Origin of the sequence: Roseovarius sp. MMSF_3281, from assembly GCF_030733685.1 — a bacterium.
Taxonomy (GTDB): Bacteria; Pseudomonadota; Alphaproteobacteria; order Rhodobacterales; family Rhodobacteraceae; genus Roseovarius.
Genome location: NZ_JASHIM010000004.1, coordinates 163530 through 187684 on the forward strand (window position 1 = coordinate 163530; position 24155 = coordinate 187684).

At 62.1% G+C, this 24155-nt stretch carries 21 protein-coding genes; 18 read left to right on the top strand and 3 right to left on the bottom strand.

The features are described 5' to 3' along the window. Positions 1 to 68 precede the first annotated feature (68 nt). From RBB32_RS07090 to RBB32_RS07130, 9 genes are all read left to right on the top strand, one after another. Positions 69 to 920, top strand: coding sequence for an aspartate dehydrogenase (locus tag RBB32_RS07090; protein WP_306152008.1), 852 nt, complete (start codon positions 69 to 71; stop codon positions 918 to 920). Positions 921 to 923: 3 nt separating this feature from the next. Then, a complete protein-coding gene (locus RBB32_RS07095; RefSeq protein WP_306152009.1) occupies positions 924 to 1937 on the top strand; it encodes a threonine/serine dehydratase in 1014 nt (337 codons plus the stop codon). A gap of 77 nt (positions 1938 to 2014) precedes the next feature. Next, positions 2015 to 2944 carry an N-carbamoyl-D-amino-acid hydrolase gene (locus tag RBB32_RS07100; RefSeq protein WP_306152010.1) on the top strand — a complete coding sequence of 310 codons (930 nt, stop codon included), beginning with the start codon at positions 2015 to 2017 and terminating at the stop codon, positions 2942 to 2944. 49 nt (positions 2945 to 2993) lie between these two features. Further along, the gene (gene dctP, locus RBB32_RS07105; protein ID WP_306152011.1) at positions 2994 to 4037 is read left to right on the top strand and encodes a TRAP transporter substrate-binding protein DctP; all 1044 of its coding nucleotides are present in this window, start codon (positions 2994 to 2996) and stop codon (positions 4035 to 4037) included. 54 nt (positions 4038 to 4091) lie between these two features. Beyond that, a complete protein-coding gene (locus tag RBB32_RS07110) occupies positions 4092 to 4559 on the top strand; it encodes a TRAP transporter small permease (protein ID WP_306152012.1) in 468 nt (155 codons plus the stop codon). A gap of 43 nt (positions 4560 to 4602) precedes the next feature. Then, positions 4603 to 5928 carry a TRAP transporter large permease gene (locus RBB32_RS07115; protein ID WP_306152013.1) on the top strand — a complete coding sequence of 442 codons (1326 nt, stop codon included), beginning with the start codon at positions 4603 to 4605 and terminating at the stop codon, positions 5926 to 5928. Positions 5929 to 5948: 20 nt separating this feature from the next. Continuing rightward, the gene (gene hydA / locus RBB32_RS07120; protein ID WP_306152014.1) at positions 5949 to 7412 is read left to right on the top strand and encodes a dihydropyrimidinase; all 1464 of its coding nucleotides are present in this window, start codon (positions 5949 to 5951) and stop codon (positions 7410 to 7412) included. Between the two features lie 2 nt (positions 7413 to 7414). Beyond that, positions 7415 to 8080 (top strand): aspartate/glutamate racemase family protein, encoded by a 666-nt coding sequence (locus RBB32_RS07125; RefSeq protein WP_306152015.1) that lies wholly within the window; start codon positions 7415 to 7417, stop codon positions 8078 to 8080. Beyond that, a complete protein-coding gene (locus RBB32_RS07130; protein WP_306152016.1) occupies positions 8073 to 9041 on the top strand; it encodes a D-2-hydroxyacid dehydrogenase in 969 nt (322 codons plus the stop codon). Before RBB32_RS07125 ends, RBB32_RS07130 begins: the two co-directional genes overlap by 8 nt. A 94-nt stretch (positions 9042 to 9135) precedes the next feature. Here RBB32_RS07130 and RBB32_RS07135 read toward each other — a convergent pair whose 3' ends face one another. Then, positions 9136 to 9276: a hypothetical protein gene (locus RBB32_RS07135; protein WP_306152017.1), complete on the bottom strand. Its 141-nt coding sequence runs from the start codon at positions 9274 to 9276 to the stop codon at positions 9136 to 9138. 41 nt (positions 9277 to 9317) lie between these two features. On the opposite strand from RBB32_RS07135, the gene lepA reads away from it, so the two are divergent. After that, positions 9318 to 11117, top strand: coding sequence for a translation elongation factor 4 (lepA, locus tag RBB32_RS07140; protein WP_306152018.1), 1800 nt, complete (start codon positions 9318 to 9320; stop codon positions 11115 to 11117). Positions 11118 to 11251: 134 nt separating this feature from the next. Here the strand turns inward: lepA and RBB32_RS07145 are convergent, their stop codons facing one another. After that, positions 11252 to 11392 carry a hypothetical protein gene (locus tag RBB32_RS07145; protein ID WP_306152019.1) on the bottom strand — a complete coding sequence of 47 codons (141 nt, stop codon included), beginning with the start codon at positions 11390 to 11392 and terminating at the stop codon, positions 11252 to 11254. Positions 11393 to 11799: 407 nt separating this feature from the next. Next, the gene (locus tag RBB32_RS07150; RefSeq protein WP_306152020.1) at positions 11800 to 13431 is read right to left on the bottom strand and encodes a GMC family oxidoreductase; all 1632 of its coding nucleotides are present in this window, start codon (positions 13429 to 13431) and stop codon (positions 11800 to 11802) included. Between the two features lie 118 nt (positions 13432 to 13549). Here RBB32_RS07150 and RBB32_RS07155 point away from each other — a divergent pair, with 118 nt between their 5' ends. The 8 genes from RBB32_RS07155 to RBB32_RS07190 all read left to right on the top strand — a co-directional run bounded on the left by RBB32_RS07155 (position 13550) and on the right by RBB32_RS07190 (position 24155). Then, positions 13550 to 14785, top strand: a complete 1236-nt coding sequence (locus RBB32_RS07155; RefSeq protein ID WP_306152021.1) for a TRAP transporter substrate-binding protein — start codon at positions 13550 to 13552, stop codon at positions 14783 to 14785. Between the two features lie 107 nt (positions 14786 to 14892). Further along, a complete protein-coding gene (locus tag RBB32_RS07160; RefSeq protein ID WP_306152022.1) occupies positions 14893 to 15561 on the top strand; it encodes a TRAP transporter small permease in 669 nt (222 codons plus the stop codon). A 1-nt stretch (position 15562) separates the two neighbouring features. Next, positions 15563 to 16921 carry a TRAP transporter large permease gene (locus RBB32_RS07165; RefSeq protein ID WP_306152023.1) on the top strand — a complete coding sequence of 453 codons (1359 nt, stop codon included), beginning with the start codon at positions 15563 to 15565 and terminating at the stop codon, positions 16919 to 16921. 13 nt (positions 16922 to 16934) lie between these two features. Continuing rightward, positions 16935 to 17714, top strand: a complete 780-nt coding sequence (locus RBB32_RS07170; protein WP_306152024.1) for an IclR family transcriptional regulator — start codon at positions 16935 to 16937, stop codon at positions 17712 to 17714. Between the two features lie 57 nt (positions 17715 to 17771). Next, positions 17772 to 19739, top strand: coding sequence for an ATP-binding protein (locus RBB32_RS07175; RefSeq protein ID WP_306152025.1), 1968 nt, complete (start codon positions 17772 to 17774; stop codon positions 19737 to 19739). Positions 19740 to 19795: 56 nt separating this feature from the next. Further along, positions 19796 to 21559 (top strand): ATP-binding protein, encoded by a 1764-nt coding sequence (locus RBB32_RS07180; RefSeq protein WP_306152026.1) that lies wholly within the window; start codon positions 19796 to 19798, stop codon positions 21557 to 21559. After that, on the top strand, positions 21556 to 22797 hold the full coding sequence (locus RBB32_RS07185; RefSeq protein WP_306152027.1) for a sigma-54 dependent transcriptional regulator: 1242 nt from the start codon (positions 21556 to 21558) through the stop codon (positions 22795 to 22797). The genes RBB32_RS07180 and RBB32_RS07185 overlap by 4 nt, the downstream gene beginning before the upstream one ends. A 356-nt stretch (positions 22798 to 23153) precedes the next feature. Beyond that, positions 23154 to 24155 carry a DctP family TRAP transporter solute-binding subunit gene (locus tag RBB32_RS07190; protein ID WP_306152028.1) on the top strand — a complete coding sequence of 334 codons (1002 nt, stop codon included), beginning with the start codon at positions 23154 to 23156 and terminating at the stop codon, positions 24153 to 24155.

Below are 24155 nucleotides of genomic sequence, written 5' to 3' on the forward strand. Positions count from 1 at the left end.
CATTTCCCTTATGTGAAATGGAAAGAATTCATATGATATTATATCTCAAGACAGGTATGAATTGCCACATGGGTAATGCTACCAATGAACAGACTACGCAGAAATCGGATGCCGGGGGCCTGACCGTTGGCATCGCGGGGCTGGGCGCGATAGGCCTGCCCGTGGCGCGCTGGCTGGATGCCGGGGTGCCGGGCCTGACACTGACCGCCGCCTCGTCTTCCTCGAATGACAAGGTCCGCACCCTGACGCAGGATTTTCGCCGCCTCCCCTCGGCCGTTGCGCTGGGCGAGCTTGCGGATCATGCCGACGTGGTGGTCGAGGCGCTACCGCCTGACCGTTTCGCCGAACTGGCCGAGCCGGTCATCCGCGCCGGCAAAACGCTGATCGTCGTGTCGATGACGCAGCTTCTGGCAAACCGGCATCTTGTCGATCTGGCACGTCAGACAGGCGCCCGGATCATCGGGGCAACCGGTGCCCTGGCCGGGCTGGATGCGGTCCGCGCCGCGGCCAAGGGCACGCCGGGGCGGGTCATCATGCGCACCCGCAAGCCACCGGCCGGCCTGGCAAACGCGGCCTTCGTGCGCGAATCCGGCATCGACATGGCCGGGCTGAAAGAACCCAAGCGTCTTTACGCGGGCACCGTCACCGATGCCGCACAGAAATTTCCCGCCAATGTGAATGTCGCCGTCGCCCTTTCGCTGGCGGCCTGGGGGCCGGAAAAGACGGAATACGAAGTCTGGGCCGATCCGACGCTGGATCGCAACACCCACACGGTTCGGGTCGAAACCGACGATGTCCGGCTCGAAATCACCATGGAAAACATCCCCAGCGATGAAAACCCGGCCACCGGGCGCATCACGCCTTTGTCGGTGATGGCAACATTGGAACGCCTTGTCGCTCCGCTAACGATAGGAACCTGACCGGTGAAACTCGACACCAACCTGCACGCCTCCGCCATGACGCCACCGGCCTTTGCCGATGTTCTGGGCGCGGCCCAACGAATCCAGGGCATCGCCCTGCGCACCCCGCTTGTCGAATGCCACGCGTTGAACGAGCGGCTGGGCGGTCGCGTCTTCCTGAAGTTGGAAAGCCTGCAGCGCACCGGGGCCTTCAAGTTTCGCGGCGCGGTCAACCGCCTGTCGAGGCTGGCGGAAGACGGGGTTGAATCGGTCATTGCCTATTCCACGGGCAACCACGGTCAGGCCATTGCAACCGCGGCCCGGCTGTTCGGACAGCAGGCCACCATCGTCATGCCGCAGGACGCCCCGCAATCCAAGATTGCCCGGGCAAAGGCCGCCGGGGCGACGATCCGGTTTTACGACCGCAGCACCGAGTCACGCGAAGGGATCGCGGCCGAAATCCGTGAACAGCAGGGCGGCGTGATCGTGCCGCCCGGCGACGATCCGGCCATCATCGCGGGCCAGGGCACCGTGGCCCTTGAGGCGGTTCAAGATTTGCAGCGCCTTGGGCTGACCCCCGATGTGCTGCTGACCCCCTGCGGCGGCGGCGGGCTGAGCGCGGGCTGTGCCATCGTTCTGAACGCGATCTCCGCACAGACAGAGCTCTACGCGGTCGAACCCGCACAGTTCAACGATACCGAACGGTCGCTGGCGGCTGACGCGCGGCTGGAAATCGCGGACCGCAATGCGCGTTCGATCTGTGACGCACTGCTGGCCCCGATCCCGGCCGAGCTGCCGTTCAGCGTCAATCGTCATCACCTGAAAGGGGTGCTGACAGTCACCGATGCCGAAGTGATGCGCGCGATGCGGTTCGGTCTTGAGGACGCCAAGGTTCTGATCGAACCGGGCGGCGCCGTTGCCCTGTCAGCAGCCCTTGAAAAGCGCATCTCGCTGGAGGGGCGCACCGCGATCATTGTCTGTTCAGGCGGCAATGTCGATACCGACCTGATCGCGCGACTCTTGGAACAGGAAGGCTGATCCCGGCTTTTCGAACACCATCCAAATTGCCGCGATCCGGAAACCGGGTGCGGCGCATTAGTTGAGGAGAGAATAAAATGAGCCGAAAACTGATCGTGGGCGGCGCCCAACTCGGACCGATCCAGCCAGACGAAAGCCGTGAAAGCGCGGTGGCCCGCATGGTCGAACTTCTGCGTGAGGCCAAATCGCACGGCTGTGGCCTCGTGGTATTCCCCGAAATGGCGCTCAGCACCTTCTTTCCGCGCTATTACGCGGAAGACATCACCGAGATGGACCACCATTTCGAACGCGAAATGCCGAATGACGCTGTTCGCCCGCTGTTCGAGGCCGCCGCCGAGGCCGACATCGCCTTCTATCTTGGCTATTGCGAACTGACACCGGATGGCCACCACTACAACACGTCGATCCTTGTCGATAAGGGCAAGATCATCGGCAAGTACCGCAAGATCCACTTGCCCGGCCATGCCGAACTGGATGAAAACCGGCCATGGCAGCACCTTGAAAAACGCTATTTCGAGCCGGGCAATCTGGGCTGGCCGGTGTGGCGCTGCAAGGGCGGCATCATGGGCATGGGGCTGTGCAACGATCGCCGCTGGCCCGAAACCTACCGCGTGATGTCCCTGAAAGGCGTCGAGATGACGATGTTCGGCTACAACACGCCGGATCGCAACACCGCCGCCCCCGAGCCGAACCACCTGCGGATGTTCCACAACCACCTGACCATGCAGGCCGGGGCATATCAGAATTCCACCTTCGTCGTCGGCGTGGCCAAGGCGGGCCTCGAAGACGGCTGCATGTTGATCGGCGGCTCGTGCATCGTTCAGCCATCGGGCGAAATCATCGCCCAGGCCTCGACCGTCGAGGACGAGTTGATCGTCGCGACATGCGATCTGGATCTGGCAAAGATGGGCAAGGAAACGGTGTTCAACTACGCCAAGCACCGGCGTATCGAACATTACGGTATCATCTGCAGCCAGACCGGCGTTGAGATTCCGGAAGGCGTCTGAACGTGAATAAGCCGATACAAAAAAGACCAACCAACAGGAGAATGAAAACATGAGTATTTTCTCACAGATCAAGAAGGGCCTTGTCGCAGGGGCGATCCTTGCAACGACGGCGCTGACCGCTCAGGCCGATACCCTGAAGTATTCGGACCACGACGCGACGGGCGGTATGCGTACCGATTTCGTCAACGACGTCTGGCTGCCCGAGATCGAAAAGCGCACCGACGGCGAAATCAACATTCGCCCCTTCTTCGGCGGCACGCTGCTTGGCTCCAAGGAGGTGCTGGGCGGCGTTGGCGACAACATCGCGCAACTCGGTTTCGTGTTCCCGGGGCACTACCCCAACCGGATGGTTGCACATTCCGTCTTTGCCATGTTCCCGACCGGCCCCGCGGCGTTCGAGGATCAGGCATGGATGTACAACCAAGCCTACGAACAGATTCCCGCGCTCAAGAACGAACTGGCCAAGGCAGGCGTCGTGCCGCTGATGATCACCGCCGGTTTGCCGGGGGCCTTCTTCGGCAACAACGAACTCAACGGCCTGGACGACATCCAGGGCGACAACTGGCGGGCAGGCGGCAAATGGCTGCTGCGCTATCTGGAAGCGGCAGGTGCGAATCCGGTTTCGGTCCCGTGGGGGGACGTCTACGTGGCCCTGCAGACCGGCACCATCGACGGGGTGTTCGCCAATTATGACGGGATGCACCTGATGAAGTTCGACGAGGTCGCAAGCAACATCATGATCTCCAAGCGCCTCTGGTACGCGACCCCCTTCGTTCACTTCATCAACAAAGATATCTACGACTCGATGTCGGAAGAGACGCGCCAGCAACTGCACGACGCATCGCGTTATGCCGAACAACAGTTTGCGGGCGTCTACGAAGAAGCCTTCAACACGGTCCGCTCGGAACAGGAAGAGGCAGGCTATTCCATCGTCGAACTGTCGGACGAGGACATCGCGAAGTGGTCCGACCCCGACAAGCTGACGGCACTGCAGGAAGCATGGGTCGAGGATGCCAAGGCCGTCGGGCTGGAAAATGCCGACGAAGTGATGGCCAAGATGCGTGACCTGCACGCCCAGGCCATGGCACGCTAAGCAACACACCCAGGCCCCGCGATGCGAAGAGTTGTCTCTGCCGTAAACGCCGCCATGTCGGGTTTTACCGGCTGGCTGTTATTCGCGATGATGTTGATACTGGTGGCGGATTTCGTTGCGCGACTGTTCGGTTGGCCGCTACAGGACATGGCGCAGATCTCGGTTTTCGTGATGATGATCGTGATCTACCTCGGGTTCTCGCGTTGCGAGGAACACCACGACCACGTCGGCCTTGAATTCCTTGCCAATGCCCTTCCCGATGCTGCGCGGCGACGCTTGGCGCAGTTTTCCCAGGTTCTCGCGGTGCTGACGGTGTGCTTGCTGCTTTACGCGGCCGCCAAGAATGCCGGCAAGGCCTATGTCGACAACGAGGCGATTGCCGGTGCGGTACAGATTCCCACCTGGCCCACCAAGTTCATCATGGTTCTGGGGCTGGTCGTCTTTCTTGTGCAGGCAATCCTGAACATCGCCACACCACCCGGACGCGGCGAAGTCGAGACCCCGGATGGCGGCTATGAATAGCCCGGTCTCCTTCACCGTTTTTTCGTCACGAGAGGACACCTAGATGGACTTCATTCTCGCCGGAACGATCTGCATCGTCTTGTTGCTGATCCTGATGTCCATCGGGTTGCAGATCGGCCTTTCCTTCCTGCTCAGCGGGTTCATCGTTTCCTACCTGCTGCTGGGGTTCGACAGCTCGGTGTCGCTGCTGGGACAGGCGTCCTATTTTTCCATCGCGACGCCGACATGGGGCGCGATTCCGCTGTTTATCCTGATGGGGACATTCGCCTCCAACGGCGGGTTGGCACAGCGCGCCTATGACGGGGTGCATGCGCTGGCGCATCGCCTGCCGGGCTCACTGATGATCGCCACCTGTTTCAGTTGCGGTGTCTTCGGCGCGATTTCGGGGTCGTCCATCGCGACCACCGCCATCTTCGGGCGGATGGCCCTGCCGGAAATGAACCGCCTTGGATACGACAAATCGTTGTCCATCGGGGTCATCGCCTCGGCCGGGACATTCGCGTCGATGATCCCGCCCTCGATGATGATGATCATCTACGCCCTGTTCACCCAGCAATCCATCGGCAAGCTTTTCGCGGCGGGTATCCTGCCCGGCGTGATCACCGCGCTTGCCTATGCCGTGCTGATCATGTTCATGGTCAAGCGGAACCCCGCGCTCGCGCCCGCGATCAAGGCCGGGGCCGAGGCGCGCAAGATCAACAAGCGGCGCGAGGTCGGGCGCATGTGGCCGGTTCTGACCATCGCGTTCATCGTGCTGGGCGGGCTGTATTCAGGGGTCTTCACCCCCACTGAATCCGCGGCCGCGGGGGCCTTGGTGTCGCTGTTCTTCGCTTGGTATCTCAAGGCCTTTACCAAGTTCTCCGATGTCACCGGCTCGATGCGCGAAGCCGCCAACATCACGGCGATGCTTTTCCTGATCAACATCGGCGCGCTGTTCTACAGCCGTGTGCTGGCCGTCACCGGGCTGCCCTCGGAACTGACGATGATCCTGCAGGATTCAAGCCTGCCGCCGCTGGTGATCCTGATCGGGATCATGGTCATCTTTTTCCTGCTGGGAATGATCATGGTGCCGGTCGGCATCTACGCGCTGACCCTGCCGATCGTCCTGCCGATCCTGCAAAGCCTTGGCTATGATCCGATCTGGTTTGGCGTGATCGCGTTGAAACTGACCGAGATCGGGGCAATCACGCCGCCCGTGGGCCTGAACGTCTTCGCGATCAAGGGCGCGGTGCCAAAGGACATGAAGGTATCCTTGGAACAGGTCTACAAGGGATGCATGCCCTTCCTGGCCTGTGATGTCGTGGTGCTGATCGTCCTTGTCGCCTTCCCCGCCATAAGCCTCTGGCTGCCTGGCGTCCTGATGAACTGAAAACAAAGGAAACTGCCGAAATGGCCCAATTCGATACACTTATCACCGGCGGCACAATCGCAACGGCCAGCGATACGTTCGAGGGGGATGTTGCAATCCGCGATGAAAAGATCGTGGCGCTTGGCAAGGACCTTGGCGATGCCGAAAAGGTCATCGACGCCAAGGGCAAGCTGGTGCTGCCCGGCGGGATCGAGGCCCATTGCCACATCGCCCAGGAAAGCGCGACCGGCGGTATGACCTCGGACGACTACCGCAGCGGCTCCATCTCGGCGGCCTTCGGGGGCAATTCAAGCTTCGTGCCCTTCGCCGCGCAGCATGTCGGCATGGGCGTGACCGAAACGCTGGATCTTTACGACAGCCGTGCGCAGGGGGAATCGGTCATCGACTATGGCTATCACCTGATCGTCGCGGACCCGACCGAAAAGGCGCTGAACGAAGAACTGCCGCTTGCCTTCGCGCGCGGCGTCACCTCGTTCAAGGTCTTCATGACCTATGACCTGATGAAGATCGACGATAACCAGTTTCTCGACATTCTGACCGTCGCCAGGGAACACGGCGCATTAACCATGGTCCATGCCGAGAATTCCGGCATCATCAAATGGATTTCGGACCGGCTTGTTTCCGGGGGGCATACCGCGCCGCGCTATCATGCCATCAGCCATCCGGCCGCGGCCGAGATCGAGGCGATCAACCGCGCCATCACCCTGGCCCGCTTCGTCGATGCGCCGCTTCTGCTCGTCCATGTCTCCACCCCTGAAGGTGCCGGATTGGTGGCCAACGCCCGTCTGGAGGGGGCTAAGATCTTTGGCGAAACCTGCCCACAGTACCTGTTCCTGACCAAGGAGGATCTGGACCGTCCCGGCATGGAAGGGGCCAAGTTCATGTGCTCGCCCCCCCTGCGCGACACGGCCACGCAGGAGGCGCTTTGGCGCCATGTTCAGGCCGGTACATTCTCGGTCGTGTCGTCGGATCATGCGCCCTATCGCTATGACGAAACGGGCAAGCTGGCGAACGGGCCGCAGGCCACCTTCAAACAGATCGCCAACGGCATGCCCGGTATCGCCGCGCGCCTGCCGCTCTTGTTCTCCGAAGGCGTCAACGGTGGCCGGATCACCTTGAACCAGTTCGTGGCGCTCAGTTCCACCAATGCGGCGAAGGTTTACGGCATGCACCCGCGCAAAGGCACCATCGCCATCGGCTCTGACGCGGATATCGCCATCTGGGATCCCACGGAAAAGCGGCAAATCAGCGTCGAGAACCAGCATGACAACATGGATTACAGCCCCTTCGAAGGCCGCGAAGTCACCGGCTGGCCGGTGACCGTTCTGTCGCGCGGCGAGGCGGTGATCGAGAACGGCGCGCTCGTGGCAAAACCCGGCCAGGGCAAGTTCATCCACCGCGAACGCCCCGATTTCACCGGCTATCCCGGAACGCGTACGCCCGAACTTGACCCTCAATGGAACTTCGGCGCGGAGCTTCTTTGATCATGACCCTGATCCGCGTTATCAACCCGAACTCCAATCAGGACATCACCGACCGCATGGCCGAGGCCCTTGCGCTTTATGCACAGCGCAGCGGGTTTCGCATTGACTGCGCCACGCTGGCCGAAGGTCCGGCCGGTATCGCAAGCGATGCGGATATCGAGAATGTCGCGATGCCGGTTGCGCAATACGTCGCAGAAGACAAGGACGCCGATGCTTTCGTGATCGCCTGCTACAGCGATCCGGGGCTGGACGAGGCACGCGCCCGGACGGATCGTCCGGTGATCGGCATGGGCGAGGCGGCCATCGCCACCGCTCTTGCCCTTGGCAACCGTTTCGGCGTCATCTCCGTGTCCGACTGGTCCGTGGGGCGACATGCACAGGATATGGCCGCGCGCCAGGTCGGATCGCGCTGCGCCGGGGACCGGCCGCTTGGGTTCAGCGTGGCGGAAACCGAGCGCGCGAATGCCTTCGACAGGATCGCACAGGTCGCGCGCACCCTGCGCGAGGTCGATGGCGCGGATGTGCTGATTACCGCCTGTGCAGGCCTGTCGCGGCACCTGCCGCGCCTGGAACAGGCAATAGGCGTCCCCGTGGTTGATCCGGTGCGGGCCGCCACCGCCATGGCCATTGGCCTACTGACAGCACGAGAGGCCGCATCAAATGGATAACAAGACGCAAGTTCTGATCATCGACGACAGTGCACAGCCCTACCTGCCACGCCTGCGCGAACAGGCCCCGACCTGCGAATTCCACGGCTGCCAAGCCGGGGAAAGCGTGTCGGATGCGCTTGCCCGCGTGCAGCCCGAGATCGTCTTTGGCCTGCACGGCGGGCGCTACCCGGCCTTCAGCCATGCGGTCGCGCTCGATTATCCATCGGTCAAATGGATGCATAACGGCGGCGCCGGGATCGACCACCTGACCGGCTGGGATTCGGACCGGATCACCGTAACGAACAGTGCAGGCGTCTCCAGCCGCTTCATGGCCGAAACCGTGACCGGCGCCATCCTGATGATGAATTTCGGGTTCCCGAAATACCTTGAGCAGCAACAACAGCACATCTGGGAAAAACAGCCCTGGGAAAGCCTGTCCACCAAGACGGTGCTGGTGATCGGCCTGGGCGGCATCGGAACGCTGGTCGCCAACCGGATGCGGATGTTCGGTGCCCATGTCATCGGGGCGCGCCGAACCGCCCGCGCCTGCGACGAGGTGGATGAACAGGTGGCCATGTCGGATGTGCCCGAGGTTCTGCCCCGCGCCGATTACGTGTGCATCCATGTCCCCAACACCGAGGAAACCCAGAACCTTGTCGATGCCGAGTTCCTGTCGCGCATGAAGCCCACGGCGCGGCTGATCAATACCGCGCGCGGCGCCCAGGCGGACGAAGCCGCATTGATCAGCGCCCTGCAAGAGCGCCGGATCGCCGGGGCTTATCTTGACGTGTTCCGCACCGAACCCCTTCCGGCCGACTCGCCGTTCTGGGATCTGCCGGGCGTCCTGATCACGCCGCACCACGCGGATGCCGCCGAGGGCTGGAAATCCGTGTCCGCCGCCTTCTTCGCGGAAAACCTCAAGCGATTCCTGCAGGGGCGCGCGCTGCAAAACATCTGCAATCCCGCAAGCGGATACTAAAGCGTTTCGCGAAAAACCTGAATCACAGATTTTCGCGAAACGCAGTGCTCCGCTCAATCGTTGCACGCGTTCCGCCTTTCGCTGATGCATCAGGTTAAAGGCGGAACGCTTTAGGGCCGGTGGTGGCGGGGGCCATCCCCGCCACGCCGAAACGACCTTCGGCGCGGAATCCCGGGGGCTGTTCAACCTCATGCCGCGCGGCAAAGGCAGAGTTATCTGCCGCTTTGGCCGCCATTGGCTTGACCACTCCTGAAAACCCCTCCATATCCCTCACTCATGACACCGCTTTCGCATATCCGCAATTTCTCGATCGTGGCCCATATCGACCATGGGAAATCCACGCTGGCTGACCGTTTGATCCAGATGACCGACACCGTCGCCGAACGCGACATGAAGGATCAGTTGCTTGATAGCATGGACATCGAACGCGAACGCGGCATCACCATCAAGGCCAACACCGTCCGCATCGACTATACCGCCGATGACGGGCAGCAATACGTGCTCAACCTCATCGACACCCCCGGCCACGTCGACTTTTCCTACGAGGTTTCCCGCTCCATGCGCGCGGTTGAAGGCTCGCTTCTGGTGGTGGATTCCACCCAAGGGGTCGAGGCGCAGACGCTGGCCAATGTCTACCAGGCCATCGACGCCGATCACGAGTTGATCCCGGTGCTCAACAAGATCGACCTGCCGGCCAGTGACCTTGACCGCGTCGCCGAACAGATCGAAGAGGTGATCGGCATCGACGCCTCGGGCGCCATCCCCGTTTCGGCCAAGACGGGGCAGGGCATCCGCGAAACCCTGCAAGCCATCGTCGATCACCTGCCCGCCCCCACGGGCGAGCGTGACGCGCCCCTCAAGGCCATGCTGGTCGACAGTAAATACGATCCCTACCTTGGCGTCGTCGTCCTTGTCCGGATCATGGACGGGGTGATGAAAAAGGGCGACAAGATCCGCATGATGCAAACCGGCGCCACCTATGGCGTGGACCGCATCGGCGTCTTCCGTCCCGCGATGACCGTGGTGGATGAGCTTGGCCCGGGCGAGATCGGCTTTATCACCGCCTCGATCAAACAGGTGCGCGATACCCGCGTGGGCGACACGATCACCCACGAGAAAAAGCAATGCGAAACCCCGCTGCCGGGCTTCAAACCCTCGATCCCGGTGGTCTTCTGCGGGCTTTTCCCGGTGGATTCCTCGGAATTCGAAAGCCTGCGCGACGCGATCGAGAAACTGGCCCTCAACGACGCCTCCTTCTCCTATGAAATGGAAAACTCCGCCGCCCTCGGCTTCGGCTTCCGCTGCGGCTTCCTCGGGCTTTTGCACCTTGAGGTGATCCGCGACCGGATCGAACGCGAGTATGACATCGAACTCATTACCACCGCGCCCTCGGTGGTCTATCACGTCTACATGAAAGACGGCACGATGGAGGAGTTGCACAACCCCGCCGATATGCCCGACCTAACCCTCGTCGACCACGTCGAAGAGCCGCGCATCAAGGCCACCATCCTCGTGCCCGACGAGTTTTTGGGCGACGTCCTGAAACTCTGCCAGGACCGCCGCGGCATCCAGCAAGAGCTTACCTATGCCGGGTCGCGGGCCATGGTGGTCTATGACCTGCCGCTGAACGAGGTGGTTTTTGACTTCTACGACCGCCTGAAATCGGTGACCAAGGGCTATGCCTCGTTCGATTACGAGATCATCGGCTACCGTGCCGACAACCTTGTGAAAATGCAGCTTCTGGTGAATGACGAACCCGTCGATGCGCTGTCCATGATGGTCCACCGCGACCGCGCCGAGATGCGCGGGCGGGCGATGTGCGAAAAGCTCAAGGGCCTCATTCCGCGCCACATGTTCAAGATCCCGATCCAGGCCGCCATCGGCGGCAAGGTCATCGCCCGCGAGACGCTCTCGGCCATGCGCAAGGACGTCACCGCCAAATGCTACGGCGGCGACGCGAGCCGTAAGAAGAAACTTCTGGAGAAACAGAAGGCCGGTAAGAAAAAGATGCGCCAGTTCGGCAAGGTTGATATACCTCAGGAGGCGTTTATTAGCGCGCTCAAAATGGACGAGTGAGGCCCGTCTTGGAAACGCTCCGGGGGAGCGTTTCAGGGCCGAACGGGCGGAGCCCCCATTTTGGCGCGAGTGGGCGAAAGCGATTGACAAAGCCAATTGCGTGCCCACCCCGGGTGCAGTATCTCGCCTGCCAATTAAAATATCTCGAATGCATTGCGGCCCCGGCGCGGAATCAAGGCGCACAGCGCCGCCGCGCCAAAGCCGACGCGCCCCCACGCGGCGGCTTTTTGGTCACTGCCGAGCACCGCATTAGGTTTCTCGGACACCGCAACCATAAAGCACATCCGCCCACACGCCCCAACCGCCCCCGCGCGCGTCGTCTTTGGCGCGGCTTACAACTCAAATTCACCGTTTCGCCCGGGCCTGCTGGCTTTGACCGTAGGGGGTGCATCGGCTTTAGAACGGCGGGGCTACGCGCTTTGACACCACGCCAGCTCTCCGCTCCACACGCCCCGGGCCTGACCCGGGGCCTCTCGCCATCTTTCCCATCATTGCCAAACCTCCAAAAACCAAACCTCTCGCCTCACGCAAACCACCATACCCCGAACCCCTTACCATCCGGTAAATCCTCCGCACGGGGCAGGGGTGTTTCGTACGACTCGTACGACCCCACAAACCAAACCCCCGATTTTCGTACGAAAACCGGGGGTGAAGCGTACGACTCGTACGAAAATTTAGGGCCTCAGGCCGAGCGTTGCAGGGCGCCTGCTTTGCGGTCTTCCAATATCATGTCCGAGGCCTTCTCGCCGATCATGATCGCCGGGGCATTGGTGTTGCCGGAAACGATCTCGGGCATGATCGAACAATCCGCCACCCGCAGCCCCTCAACCCCATGCACCCGCAAACGCGGGTCCACAACCGCGTCGGCCCCGGGGCCCATCTTGCAGGTTCCCGTCGGGTGATAGATCGTGGTCGAATAGTTCCGCGCCCAGTCCAGCGTGCCGTCATAGTCCTCGATATCAAGGCTGGCATCCGGGCGAAATTCCCCTGAAATCTTATGCTTAAGCGGTTCGCACCGGGCAATCCGGCGGGCGATATTGATACCTTCCACGATGGTCCGGCAATCGGTTTCCGTCGACAGGTAATTGGGGTGGATCTTGGGGTATGTCACCGCATCCGGCCCCGCCAACCGGATCTCGCCCCGGCTTTCCGGGCGCAGCTGACAAACCGACATGGTAAAGGCCGAGAAGGGGTGCACACCCTCACCGGGGCTATCGGCCGACCACGGTTGCACATGAAACTGGATATCCGGGGTCTCCACATGGTCGCCGGTGCGCATGAACCCCGTCGCCAAACTCGCCGCCATGGCCATCGGCCCCGCCCGAAACATCATATATTTCAAGGCGATACGGGCTTGGTCCACAAGGCTGCGCACCTCGTCGTTCAGCGTGGGTTCATTGCATTTGAACACCAGCCGCGCCTGCAAATGGTCCTGCATGTGCTTGCCCACCGAAGGGCGGTCGCGCAGCACCTCGATGCCATGTTCCTTGAGTTGCGCCGCCTCGCCGATCCCCGACACCATCAACAGTTGCGGCGATCCGATCGCCCCCGACGACAGGATCACCTCGGCCTTGGCCTTGACCACATGCTCCTGCCCCGACGGGTCGCGATAGGCCACGCCCGTCGCCCGCTTGCCGTCGAACACGATCCGGCTCGCCGCCGCCTTGGTCAGGATGGTCAGGTTCTCGCGCTTGCGCGCGGGGTTCAAGAACGCCACCGCCGAAGAACACCGCCGCCCATTGCGGGTGGTCAGTTGGAAATACCCCACGCCTTCCTGCGTGGCCCCGTTGTAATCGGGGTTGAACGGGTATCCGGCCTCCTGCGCGGCGGCGACCCATGCATCGCATATGGGCCGTTGCAGCCGCATGTTCGAAACCGACAAAGGCCCCTCATCCCCGTGAAAATCGTCCGCCCCGCGCTCCTGGTTTTCCGAGCGTTTGAACAGCGGCAGCACATCGTCCCAGCCCCAGCCGGGGTTGCCCATCTGTTGCCAGCGGTCGTAATCCTCGGGCTGGCCGCGCACGTAAAGCAACCCGTTCAACGAGGATGACCCCCCCAAAACCTTGCCGCGCGGCCAGTCAAGCTGCCGCCCGTTCAGCCCGGGGTCGGGCTCGGTGCGATAACACCAGTCGACCGAGGGGTTATGCATGGTCTTGAAATACCCCACGGGGATGTGAATCCACGGGTTCCAGTCACGGCCGCCCGCTTCCATGAGAACCACCTTGATGGACGGATCCGCAGAGAGGCGATTCGCCAGGACACAGCCCGCCGAGCCGGCGCCGACGATCACGTAATCCGCTGATATCTCTGACATTTCTGACCTCCCACTGCCATCGAGCAATTTTGCAAAAGATTTTGCTTGCCAGACGAAGCATAGTTCGACCAATATTGAGACTGCAAGTATCAAAAATTGCGCAACATGGGAGGAGACCATGAAAGTATCGAAAACCCTGAGCGGGATTTCCCGCCGGGATCTTTTCCGTCTTTCCGGCCAATTCGGCCTATCGTCGGTTCTATTGGGGGCAGGGGCGCTGACCGGCGCCGCGACGCTGCCCAATCTCGCGAAAGCGGCTGAAAGCACATATGACAAGCGTTTCGGGAAAGAACCCAAACACACCCTGAAACTGGGCGCATCGGGCTTCAACGCACGCAACCTGTTGATCGAACGGGCGGGCGTTCTGGAGTTTGCCCGCGACCTCGAGGAACGCACCGAGGGCGAGATCCGGGTCGAGTTCATCGGCGACAACCAGATCTGCGGGCAGCTCAACTGCGTTGAGAAAACCCAGCTTGGCGTGGTGGACATGTATGCCGCCTCGACCCAGAACTCGGCGGGCGGCGCGCCCTATCTGAACGTGCTGGACTATGCCTATATGTTCCCCAGCCGGGCATCGCAGTATCACTTCCTCTATAGCCCGGAATCGCAGCGAATCCTGCGTGATCCGCTTGAAAAGCGCCACGGCCTGAAGTTCCTCTTCAGTCACTGCGAACTGCGCGGCATCCAGTTGGGCCAGTCCTTTGCCGACAAGCCCAAGGTGACCAAGCTGGAAGAACTCTTTGGCACCAAGAACCGTGTCACGGGCACACAGCTTGGCCGCATCGCGATGCAGCTTCTCAACCTCAACCCGGTGCCGGTGGCCTGGGAAGAAACCCTCGACGGCCTCAAGCAGGGCCTGATCGACGGGGCGGAAACATGGGCATCGGCCGTGGCCTACGCCAACATGTCGCCCGTGGTCAGCCAATCGGTCGACCTCAAGTTCTTCTGCGGGACCGAGCACACCTCGATGTCGGCCAAGGTCTTCGACGCGATGGAGCCGCATCTTCAGGATGCGATCATGGAATCGGCCTATCTGGCACAGGTCCACGTGCAGGCCGCGAACGAGGCCGCCCTGGTCAAGACCGTCGGCTTCAGCGACCCGCAACTGCCCGGTACCATCTTCGACGAACACAACGTGACGCCGGCCTTCCTTGCCGACGATCAGATCAAGATGGCCGAAGAGATGTGCTCGCCCGAGTTCAACCCCGAACCTTGGGCGCAGTGGCGCGAACGCCTCAACAACTGGGCCGGTGGCATCGACACCTACCAGGAGATCTACGACGTTGCCCGTCAGATCCCCAAAGATACTCTGCCCGAGAATGTCGAACCGCGCCGCTGGTGGCGCTCGGCCTGATCCGGCATAGTTGAATTTGATCCGGGCCGCCCCAAGCGGGCGGCCCGGATTCGCAGGTGGCGCGAAAGACCGCCGTGACATACGGCAACCAGAAGGGAGGACTGGGAATGACAGGCTGGTTTCAGGGCACGGGCGATATCCTGAGCGCCCTTGCCGCAGGCGATTCATGGATGTTGAGCGAGGCAATGCGCCAACCGGCGATCTGGCCGCTGGGCCTGATCGCGATGCTGGCGGCTGCCGCGGCGCTGCTGGTGGTCTATCACTTCGTGCCCTGGATCGAACGCAACTTCGAGAAAACGGTGATGGTGGTCTCGTACCTTGCCATCGGCGGGATCATCTTCGTCGAGGTGTTTCGCCGTTTCGTGCTCTCCGAACAGGCGCCTTGGTCCACCACGCTACCGCCCTTCCTGTTTCTTATCATGACGTGGTTCGGCTGTACCTATAACGTCCAGCTGCGTACCCACCTCGCCTTTGCCGAGTTTCGCGGTGCCATGGGGCGGGGCGGGCAGATGGCCTGCCTTGTGCTGGATGCGCTGCTCTGGGCGGGCTTTGCCTGGATCGTCGTCGTCACCTCAAGCCGCGTTGCCGCCAATTCGGCCTCGAATTTCCAGATCATGCTTGGCACCGACAACGTCATGCAATGGTGGTTCCTGATCGCGGTGCCGCTGGCCTTCACGATGCTGGTGGCCCGGGTCCTGGAGAACCTCATCACCGACCTGCGCAATTTCCGCACGGGCGCACCTTTGATCAAACAAGCCGTCATCGGGGGCGACTGACATGAGCGATCCAACCATCATCACCGCCATCTCCGTCGGCGTGACCATCCTGTTCATGCTTGGCGTGCCGGTCTTTCTGGTTATCGGCTACTGGGTGATCGGCATGTCCTTCCTGCTGGACCTGCCGCTCGACAATATCGGCGCGGCACTGGCCGATGTCTTTACCGATGGCTTCGCCCTGCTGGCGATGCCGCTTTTCATCCTGACCGGAGACCTCATCAACCGCTCCGGCATCGCCCGGCGCCTGTCGGATTTCGCCTATGCCTGCCTTGGCTGGATTCGCGGCGGGCTTGCCATGGCCTCGCTGGGGGCTTGCGGGCTTTTTGCCGCTATTTCGGGGTCGAACTCGGCCACCACGGCCACCATCGGCTCGATGCTGCACCCGGAAATGGTCAAGGGCGGCTACGACGAACGGTTTTCGGCGGCCACGGCGGCGGCGGGCGGCACGGTGGGCATCATCATCCCGCCCTCCATCATCTTCATTGTCTACGGGTTCCTCCTCAACCTCCCGATTTCCGACCTCTTCGTCGCCGGGATCATCCCCGGGTCGCTGATGGTGGGTGGCATGATGTTTGCCTGCTTCCTCATCTGCTGGCGCAACGGCTGGGGCTACCTGATCGCCCTCAGCCCGCTGCGCGTGATCAAAACCGCCGTCGGCGCGTGGCTGGGCTTTTTCGCCATCGGCCTTGTCCTCTGGGGTATCTACACCGGTAAATTCTCGCCCACCGAGGCGGCGGGCGTGACCGTTGGCTTCTGTGTGATCGTCGGCTTCCTCTGCCTGCCCATTCACAAACTGATGGGGGCCAGGAAAGACGCCGAACTCTCCGAGAAATCGGTGGCCAGCATGCTGGTGGTCCAAGGCTTCAGCCCGATTGAACTGCCCTCGATCACCATGCGCTCGGCCCAGATCACCGGTATCCTTGCCCCGCTGATCGCGGTCTCGGTGGTGATGCAGCAAATCCTGTCGGTCCTCGGCGCGCAGGAGGCGATCGGCGGCTTCGTGACCTCGATGGGCGGCTATCACGCGGTGCTGTTCACCTCCATGGCCATCGTCTTTGTTTCGGGCATGGTGCTGGAAAGCCTACCGGTGACGATCATCTTGGCCCCAATCCTCGCCCCTATCGCTCATGAGGTCGGGGTCGAGCCGGTGCAATTCGCGGTGGTCTTCCTTGTCGGTGCCTCCATCGGGTTCATCACGCCGCCCTATGGCCTGAACCTATACGTGGCCTCGGGGGTGACAGGTGTCCCGTATTTCAGGCTTTTGAAGTACACTGTGCCTTATTTGGTGGCACTGATTTCGGTGTGGCTTGTGATTGCCCTTGTGCCTGAGTTATCGACGGCGCTGCTACCGAACAGATAAGAGTGGGTGATGCATGGACGGGGATAAATCGGAAACCATACCAACCAACCTCAGGTTGCTCATGGTGATCGAAGAGATCGCCCGCGCGGGCGTTCCCGTCACGCCGACCGATGTGAACATGCACCTCGGTCTGCCCAAGCCGACCATTCACCGCCTGTTCAACACGCTGGAGGAAGAGGGCTTCCTCCAGCGTGACCTTGATGGGCGGACCTATTCACCGGGGCCCCGCCTGCGCACCATGGCCGGCGGGGTGATATCCTCTCTACGCATCCGTACGGCACGGCAGGCCATCCTCAAACGCCTGAGCCGTGAAATCGGCGAGACCTGCAACATCGCCCTGCCGGATCGCGATGCCATGACCTATCTGGAACGCGTCGAAACCGAATGGCCCCTGCGCATCCAGCTTCCCATCGGCACTCGCGTGCCCTTTTACTGCACCGCCAGCGGCAAGATGTACCTTAGCTCCTTGGCCCGCGCCCATGTGGTCAAATACCTTGAAAGCATCGACCTTGAGGCGAAAACCCCCAACACCCTGACCCAACATGACGATCTTTTCGAAGAACTCCGCGTGATCCGCAAACAGGGCTATTCCCTCGACCGCGAGGAATTCATGCCCGACATGATCGCGCTTGCGGTGCCGATCATGGATAAGAACGACAGGCTCATGGCCACCTTGGCCTTCCACGCCCCGTCGCAGCGTATTTCCATCGACGAGGCACTGAATTATCTCGACGATATGCGCGCCGCCTCCAAGGATTTGTCCGAACTGGTCTCGGGCTCTGCCGATATCTAACCCTCCGGCAGCCAAAAACCCCTTTATCCTCGCGCCGCTTGGGTCATTATGGCCCGCATGACGTTTTTCCGCTCGCTGTTCCAATCGGTCCGAATGCGCCTTCTGGTCATCGCGCTCTTGCCGATGCTGGTGCTCATGCCCCTGCTTCTGGGAGGGGCGATTGCCCGCTGGACGGGCCGGGTGGATGAACTTCTGATCACCAAGGTCAACGGCGACCTGACCATCGCCGATCAATACCTGCAACGCTTGCTGGAAAATTCGGGTGAACGTCTGGATGCGCTGGCTCAATCGGCTAAGCTGCGCGATGTGATGAGCCGCCCCGCCGACCGCCGCGCCCACCTGCGCGCGGCGCGCAACAACCTGGGGCTTGATTTTCTCTATCTCACCGATGGCACCACCGGCCCCGAGGGCCTGCGCCCCGGTGATTGGCCGGTGGTCGCAACCGCGCTTGACGGGGCGCAATGGGGCAGTGTCGTGGACATCATGGATCAAGACACCCTTACCGCGCTTGACCTTGGTCTTGGCCAACAGGCGGCGATCCAACTGGTCCCCACGCGCGCCGCCGTGCCCACCGACCGCACCGTCGAAGACCGCGGCATGGTGATCCACTCCGCCGCGCCCGTGGTCCTGCCCGATGGCCGCCCCGGCGCGCTTGTGGGGGGGCATCTTCTCAATCGCAACCTCGATTTCATCGACACCATCAACAACCTCGTCTACCGCGATCAAAGCCTGCCCGACGGCAGCCAAGGCACCGCCACCCTGTTCCTTGAAGATGTCCGCGTCTCTACCAACGTGCGCCTTTTCGAGGATGTCCGCGCGCTGGGCACCCGCGTTTCTGCCGAGGTCCGCGCGCGGGTTCTGGGCGAGGGGCGCACATGGCTTGACCGGGCCTTCGTGGTCAACGATTGGTATATCTCGGCCTACCAACCCATCACCGACAGTTTCGGCAAGCGCGTCGGCATGCTCTACGTTGGCTTCCTCGAAACCCCGTTTCGCGAGGCGAAAACCCGCTCCGCCCTCACGATGGGCCTGATCTTTCTGGCCATTGCCGGGCTGTCTATTCCGATTTTCCTGCGCTGGGCCGGGCGCATCTTCGGCCCGCTGGAATCCATGACCAAAACCATCGCCCGCGTCGAAGGCGGCGATCTGGCGGCCCGCAACGGCCCCACCGGCGATAGCGGCGAGATTGCTCAGGTGGCGGGCCACCTAGACGACCTCCTTGACCAGGTCCAGGAACGCGACAAGCAATTGCGCGACTGGGCCGAAAGCCTTGAACGCAAGGTCGAGGAACGCACCCAAGACCTGCGCGAGGCGAACCGCAAGCTCGAAGACACCACCGAGCAACTCATCATGTCCGAAAAACTGGCCACCGTGGGCGAAATCACCGCCAGCGTCGCCCATGAAATCAACAATCCCGTGGCCGTGATCCAAGGCAATCTGGATGTCGCCCGTAGCCTCCTGGCCGAGGCCGAGGCGGAAAAGGTCAAGACCGAGTTCAAATTGATCGACGATCAAATCTACCGCATCGGGGTGATCGTCTCGAAACTCCTGCAGTTCGCCCGCCCCGAGGAATACTCGGGCGAAGGCGCGCTGATCTATCCTGCCGATGTGGTCCGCGATTGCCTTGTGCTGACCGCGCACCAGACCGAGAAGGCGGGCGTCGAGGTCACGACCGATTTCCAAAGCGACCGGCAGGTTGCGATCTCGCGTACCGAGCTACAGCAGGTGATCGTCAACCTGACCATCAACGCCGTCCATGCCATGCCTGACGGCGGGGATTTGCAGATCACGGTTTCTGATGCCGGTGGCATGGTCCGGGTCGTGGTGTCAGATACCGGGCGCGGTATCGCGCCGGATGTCCTCAAGCGCATTTTCGACCCGTTCTTTACCACCAAACAGGCCGAAGGCACCGGCCTCGGCCTGTCGATCAGTCAACGGTTGGTCTCCCGCGTGGGGGGCGAGATTTCGGCCAGTTCCACCCCGGGGCAGGGCAGCCGTTTCACCGTCACCCTGCCTGCCGCCTGAACCGCGTGCGCCGAAAAACTGGTCAACCCCCGGCAAGCGTTGCTAAAACAAACGCCATGACGTCCGACTCCCGCCTGCGCCTTGCGGTCATAGCCCTCTTTGTCACAGTCGTCGCCCTCTGTGCGGCGGGCATTTGGCGCTATGGCTATGGCCAAGCGCTCGACCAGTTGGAAAAACAGGGGCGCGCCGACCTTGCGCTGGCTTCCGACCGCTTCACCGGCCAGTTGCGCCGCTATCAGGAACTTGCCGTGCTCATGGCCGACCACCCCACCTTGGCGCGGGTCTCGGCGGGGCGCGATGCGCAAGCGGCCCGTGCCCTCCTGCTCGAAGCGGCGGATAAAACCGGGGCCATGGGGCTGGCCTATGTCGATGCCAGCGGCCGTATTCTGGCCCAAGCGGGGAATGCCCCGCGCGACCCCGCGCAAATCCCCGCCTTCACCCGTGCGATCAACGGCGCGCTGGGCGTGGGCTATGGACGGTTGGGCGCACGGGGCGGCCGGGCCTACATCTACGCCGCGCCGGCCTTTGCAGCCGATGGGCTGGTGCGCGGCGCGCTGATCGTCCTGGTCGATATCGCCGAACTGGAATGGGACTGGATCGGTGGCCAGCCGCCTGTCTTCTTCACCGAGGAAAAGGACGAAATCTTTGTCTCCAACCGCTCCGAACTGCTTTTCTGGCGGGCCCGTGATGATGGCCCCGGCTACAGCCCTGCCAACGCCCCCGCGCCCGATTTCACCACCCATGACATCGCCGGTCACGAGGTCTGGAAAATCGACTGGGGCGATTACCTGCCCAAACGCGCGCTGCACCTGACGCAAGACCTGCCGGTAATCGACATGACCGGCCATGTCCTGATCAACGTGGCCCCGGCCCGGCGCCTTGCCGCGCTGCAAAGCCTTATGTTCGCCGTGATCTGCCTCGCCTTCGGCGCGGTCATCCTGCAAATCACCGAACGCCGCCGCACGCTGGCCCGCGCCAATGCCCAGCTTGAACAGCGGGTCACCGAACGTACCGGGGAACTGACCGTCACCAACCGCGCCCTGCGCCGCGAAATCCGCGAACGGCTCGAGGCCGAAGCGGCCCTGAAAAAGGCGCAGGACGACTTGGTGCAGGCGGGCAAGCTTTCGGCGCTTGGCCAAATCTCCGCCGGGATCAGCCACGAGTTGAACCAACCCCTGATGGCCATCCGCCAATACGCCGACAACGGCGCGCAATTCCTTGACCGCGCCAAGCCCGAGAAAGCCGGCGAAAACCTGACCCGCATTTCGGCGCTGGCCGCCCGCATGGCGCGGATCATCCGCAACCTGCGCGCCTTCGCCAAACAGGAAAGCGAGCCGGTGGCGCGGGTGGATATCGTCACCGTGATCGAACAGGTCCTCGAACTCTCCGAGGCGCGGCTCGAAGCCGATGGTGTCACCGTCCACTGGGCCCCGCCCCAGGCCCCGGTCTACGTCATGGGCGGCGAGGTCCGGCTTGGGCAGGTGCTCATCAACCTGATCTCAAACGCCGCCGACGCCATGTCGCACAGCCCCACAAAGGAAATCAGCATCACCGTCACCCCGGGCAACCCGGTGGTGGTCGAAGTTCAGGATACCGGCCCCGGCATCGACGAGCCGGAAAAGATATTCGACCCCTTCTATTCCACCAAGGAGGTCGGCAGCACCGAAGGCATGGGCCTTGGCCTGTCGATCTCTTACGGCTTGGTGCAAAGCTTCGGCGGCGATATCAAGGGGCGCAACACGCCCCAGGGCGGCGCCGCCTTCCGCATCGAACTGGAAGCCGCCCTTGAAACACCCCCCGCGCAAGAGGCCGCCGAATGACGCCCGAACCGCATAAGATCCTGCTGGTCGATGATGACGCCGCCGTGCGCGAGGCGCTGACCCAAACGCTGGAACTCAACGATCTCACCCCGGTCCCCTGCGGCTCCTTCATCGAGGCCAAGGATCACATCGCCCGCGATTTCGAAGGCGTGATCCTGTCGGATATCCGCATGCCCGGGCGCGATGGGTTCCACCTGTTGCGCCACACCCATGGGCTTGATCCCGACTTGCCGGTGATCCTGCTGACCGGCGAGGGCGATATTCCCATGGCGGTCGAGGCCATGGCACAGGGCGCCTTCGACTTCCTTGAAAAACCATGCGCACCCGATGACCTGTTGCCGGTGCTGCATCGCGCCTTGCAAACCCGGGCGCTGGTCATGGAAAACCGCCGCCTCAAGCATCAGCTTGAAACCGGCGATCCGGCGGCGCGCATGCTTTTTGGCACCTCGCAACTGGCTGAAGGGCTGCGCGCCCGGGTCCGTGCCGTGGCCCGCGCGGGGGCCGAGGTTCTGGTCACCGGCCCGCCCGGCGCAGGGGTGTCCAAGGTGGCCGAGGTCATCCACCTGATAACCCCGAACGCCTCGGGCCCTTTCGTCAAACGGCCCGCCGCCTCGCTGGATGTTGCCGCGCTCAACGACAGCCTTGCCGCGGCCCAGACCGGCAGCCTGTTCCTCGATGAAATCGCGGCCCTTCCCGATGCCGCGCAATACAGCCTTCTGGAACGGCTTGAGGCCGGTGGCACCGCCCGGGTGATCGCCGGCACAACCTCCGATCTGGCCGCCGCCGCCCAAGAAGGCCGCTTCAACGCCGAACTTTACTACCGCCTTGACGTCATGCCGGTACGCATTCCGGCCCTCTCGGAACGGCCCGAGGATATCCCGGTGCTGTTTCGCCACTACGTGGCGCAAGCCGCCGAACAGGCGGGCCTGCCCACGCCGGAAATCCCGCCTGAGCATCTTTCGAACCTCATGGCGCAGGATTGGCCGGGCAACGCCCGGTCCCTCATGTCGGCGGCGATGCGCTTTACCCTTGGTATGCCCGAAGAAACCCAGGGCGCCGCCGAACTGGGCCTTGCCGAACAAATGGCCCGCGTCGAACGCTCGCTTCTGGCCGCGGCACTTGGCCGTCAGAACGGCCGCGCCGCGCAGGCGGCCAAGGCCCTCAAGCTGCCGCGCAAGACGTTTTACGACAAACTGGCCCGCTACGGTTTGAAACCCGAGGATTTCAAACGCGGCTGACCCACCAAGGTCTTTCGAAACACCTTGGCCAAGCGCCTTGCAAGGCGCTTTCCGACGCGATTTCGAAATCGCGTGGCCCAAGGCTTTTCGAAAAGCCTTGCCCAAGCGGGCATGAGTCGTGTGCGGAAATCCGCACAGTTTGCTGAAATACCGTGCGAGATCCCGCACAATGCCGCCATGCAGCATCGCCGCCCGGTTGGGTATTTTGATATATCCTGTTGAATTCATTTAGGATTTCAAAATCTTCCATTTTTTTATCGCCATGACTTGAGCGAATAGCCGCCATGCGAAAATCTCTGCCCGTCGCGCCCCTGGGGCGCTGATTGCAACGTCTCAAGATATGGGAGGAGACACCGATGAAATTCCTGACAGCCGCTGCCACGGCGCTGGCCCTGAGTGTTTCGGCCACCGCCGTTTCCGCTGCCTGTGACGATGGTGAAATCGTCGTCAAGTTCAGCCACGTCACCAACACCGACAAGCACCCCAAGGGCATCGCCGCCTCGCTGCTGGAAAAGCGCGTGAACGAGGAGATGGACGGCAAGATGTGCATGGAGGTCTTCCCGAACTCCACGCTCTACAACGACAACAAGGTGCTCGAAGCCATGCTTCAGGGCGATGTGCAACTCGCCGCGCCCTCGCTGTCGAAGTTCGAGAAGTTCACCAAGCAGTTCCGCCTGTTTGACCTGCCCTTCATGTTCAAGGACATCAACGCCGTGGATGCTTTCCAGGCCTCCGACAACGGTCAGGCCCTGCTCGATTCCATGCAGCGCCGCGGCCTGCAGGGGCTCGCCTACTGGCACAACGGCATGAAGCAGATGTCGGCCAACGTGCCGCTGATCGAACCCTCGGATGCCGAAGGCCTCAAGTTCCGCGTGCAGTCCTCCGACGTGCTTGTCGCGCAAATGGAAGCCATCGGCGGCAGCCCGCAGAAAATGGCCTTCTCCGAGGTTTACGGCGCGCTGCAACAGGGTGTTGTCGACGGTCAGGAAAACACCTGGTCCAACATCTACGGCAAGAAGTTCTTCGAGGTGCAGGACGGGATCACCGAGACCAACCACGGCATCATCGACTATCTTGTCGTGACCAACATCGACTGGCTCAACGGTCTGGACGAGGACGTGCGCGAGCAGTTCCTCACCATCCTTGACGAAGTGACCACCACCCGCAACAGCGAGTCGGCCAAGGTCAACCAGGAGGCCAAGCAGGCGATCGTCGATGCCGGTGGCGAGGTGCGTCAGCTGACCGCCGAACAGCGCGCGGCGTGGGTCGAAGTGATGAAGCCCGTCTGGGAGCAATTCAAGGATGACGTCGGCCAGGAAAACATCGACGCCGCGCAAGAGATCAACGCCAGCATGTAA

What these genes read in the sequence shown, in the direction of transcription:
- RBB32_RS07090 (WP_306152008.1), top strand. Translation starts at nt 69, where the DNA reads ATGGGTAATGCTACCAATGAACAGACTACGCAGAAATCGGATGCCGGG.
- RBB32_RS07100 (WP_306152010.1), top strand. Translation starts at nt 2,015, where the DNA reads ATGAGCCGAAAACTGATCGTGGGCGGCGCCCAACTCGGACCGATCCAG.
- dctP (WP_306152011.1), top strand. Translation starts at nt 2,994, where the DNA reads ATGAGTATTTTCTCACAGATCAAGAAGGGCCTTGTCGCAGGGGCGATC.
- RBB32_RS07110 (WP_306152012.1), top strand. Translation starts at nt 4,092, where the DNA reads ATGTCGGGTTTTACCGGCTGGCTGTTATTCGCGATGATGTTGATACTG.
- RBB32_RS07115 (WP_306152013.1), top strand. Translation starts at nt 4,603, where the DNA reads ATGGACTTCATTCTCGCCGGAACGATCTGCATCGTCTTGTTGCTGATC.
- hydA (WP_306152014.1), top strand. Translation starts at nt 5,949, where the DNA reads ATGGCCCAATTCGATACACTTATCACCGGCGGCACAATCGCAACGGCC.
- RBB32_RS07125 (WP_306152015.1), top strand. Translation starts at nt 7,415, where the DNA reads ATGACCCTGATCCGCGTTATCAACCCGAACTCCAATCAGGACATCACC.
- RBB32_RS07130 (WP_306152016.1), top strand. Translation starts at nt 8,073, where the DNA reads ATGGATAACAAGACGCAAGTTCTGATCATCGACGACAGTGCACAGCCC.
- RBB32_RS07135 (WP_306152017.1), bottom strand. Translation starts at nt 9,276, where the DNA reads ATGGCGGCCAAAGCGGCAGATAACTCTGCCTTTGCCGCGCGGCATGAG.
- lepA (WP_306152018.1), top strand. Translation starts at nt 9,318, where the DNA reads ATGACACCGCTTTCGCATATCCGCAATTTCTCGATCGTGGCCCATATC.
- RBB32_RS07145 (WP_306152019.1), bottom strand. Translation starts at nt 11,392, where the DNA reads ATGGTTGCGGTGTCCGAGAAACCTAATGCGGTGCTCGGCAGTGACCAA.
- RBB32_RS07150 (WP_306152020.1), bottom strand. Translation starts at nt 13,431, where the DNA reads ATGTCAGAGATATCAGCGGATTACGTGATCGTCGGCGCCGGCTCGGCG.
- RBB32_RS07155 (WP_306152021.1), top strand. Translation starts at nt 13,550, where the DNA reads ATGAAAGTATCGAAAACCCTGAGCGGGATTTCCCGCCGGGATCTTTTC.
- RBB32_RS07160 (WP_306152022.1), top strand. Translation starts at nt 14,893, where the DNA reads ATGACAGGCTGGTTTCAGGGCACGGGCGATATCCTGAGCGCCCTTGCC.
- RBB32_RS07165 (WP_306152023.1), top strand. Translation starts at nt 15,563, where the DNA reads ATGAGCGATCCAACCATCATCACCGCCATCTCCGTCGGCGTGACCATC.
- RBB32_RS07170 (WP_306152024.1), top strand. Translation starts at nt 16,935, where the DNA reads ATGGACGGGGATAAATCGGAAACCATACCAACCAACCTCAGGTTGCTC.
- RBB32_RS07175 (WP_306152025.1), top strand. Translation starts at nt 17,772, where the DNA reads ATGACGTTTTTCCGCTCGCTGTTCCAATCGGTCCGAATGCGCCTTCTG.
- RBB32_RS07180 (WP_306152026.1), top strand. Translation starts at nt 19,796, where the DNA reads ATGACGTCCGACTCCCGCCTGCGCCTTGCGGTCATAGCCCTCTTTGTC.
- RBB32_RS07185 (WP_306152027.1), top strand. Translation starts at nt 21,556, where the DNA reads ATGACGCCCGAACCGCATAAGATCCTGCTGGTCGATGATGACGCCGCC.
- RBB32_RS07190 (WP_306152028.1), top strand. Translation starts at nt 23,154, where the DNA reads ATGAAATTCCTGACAGCCGCTGCCACGGCGCTGGCCCTGAGTGTTTCG.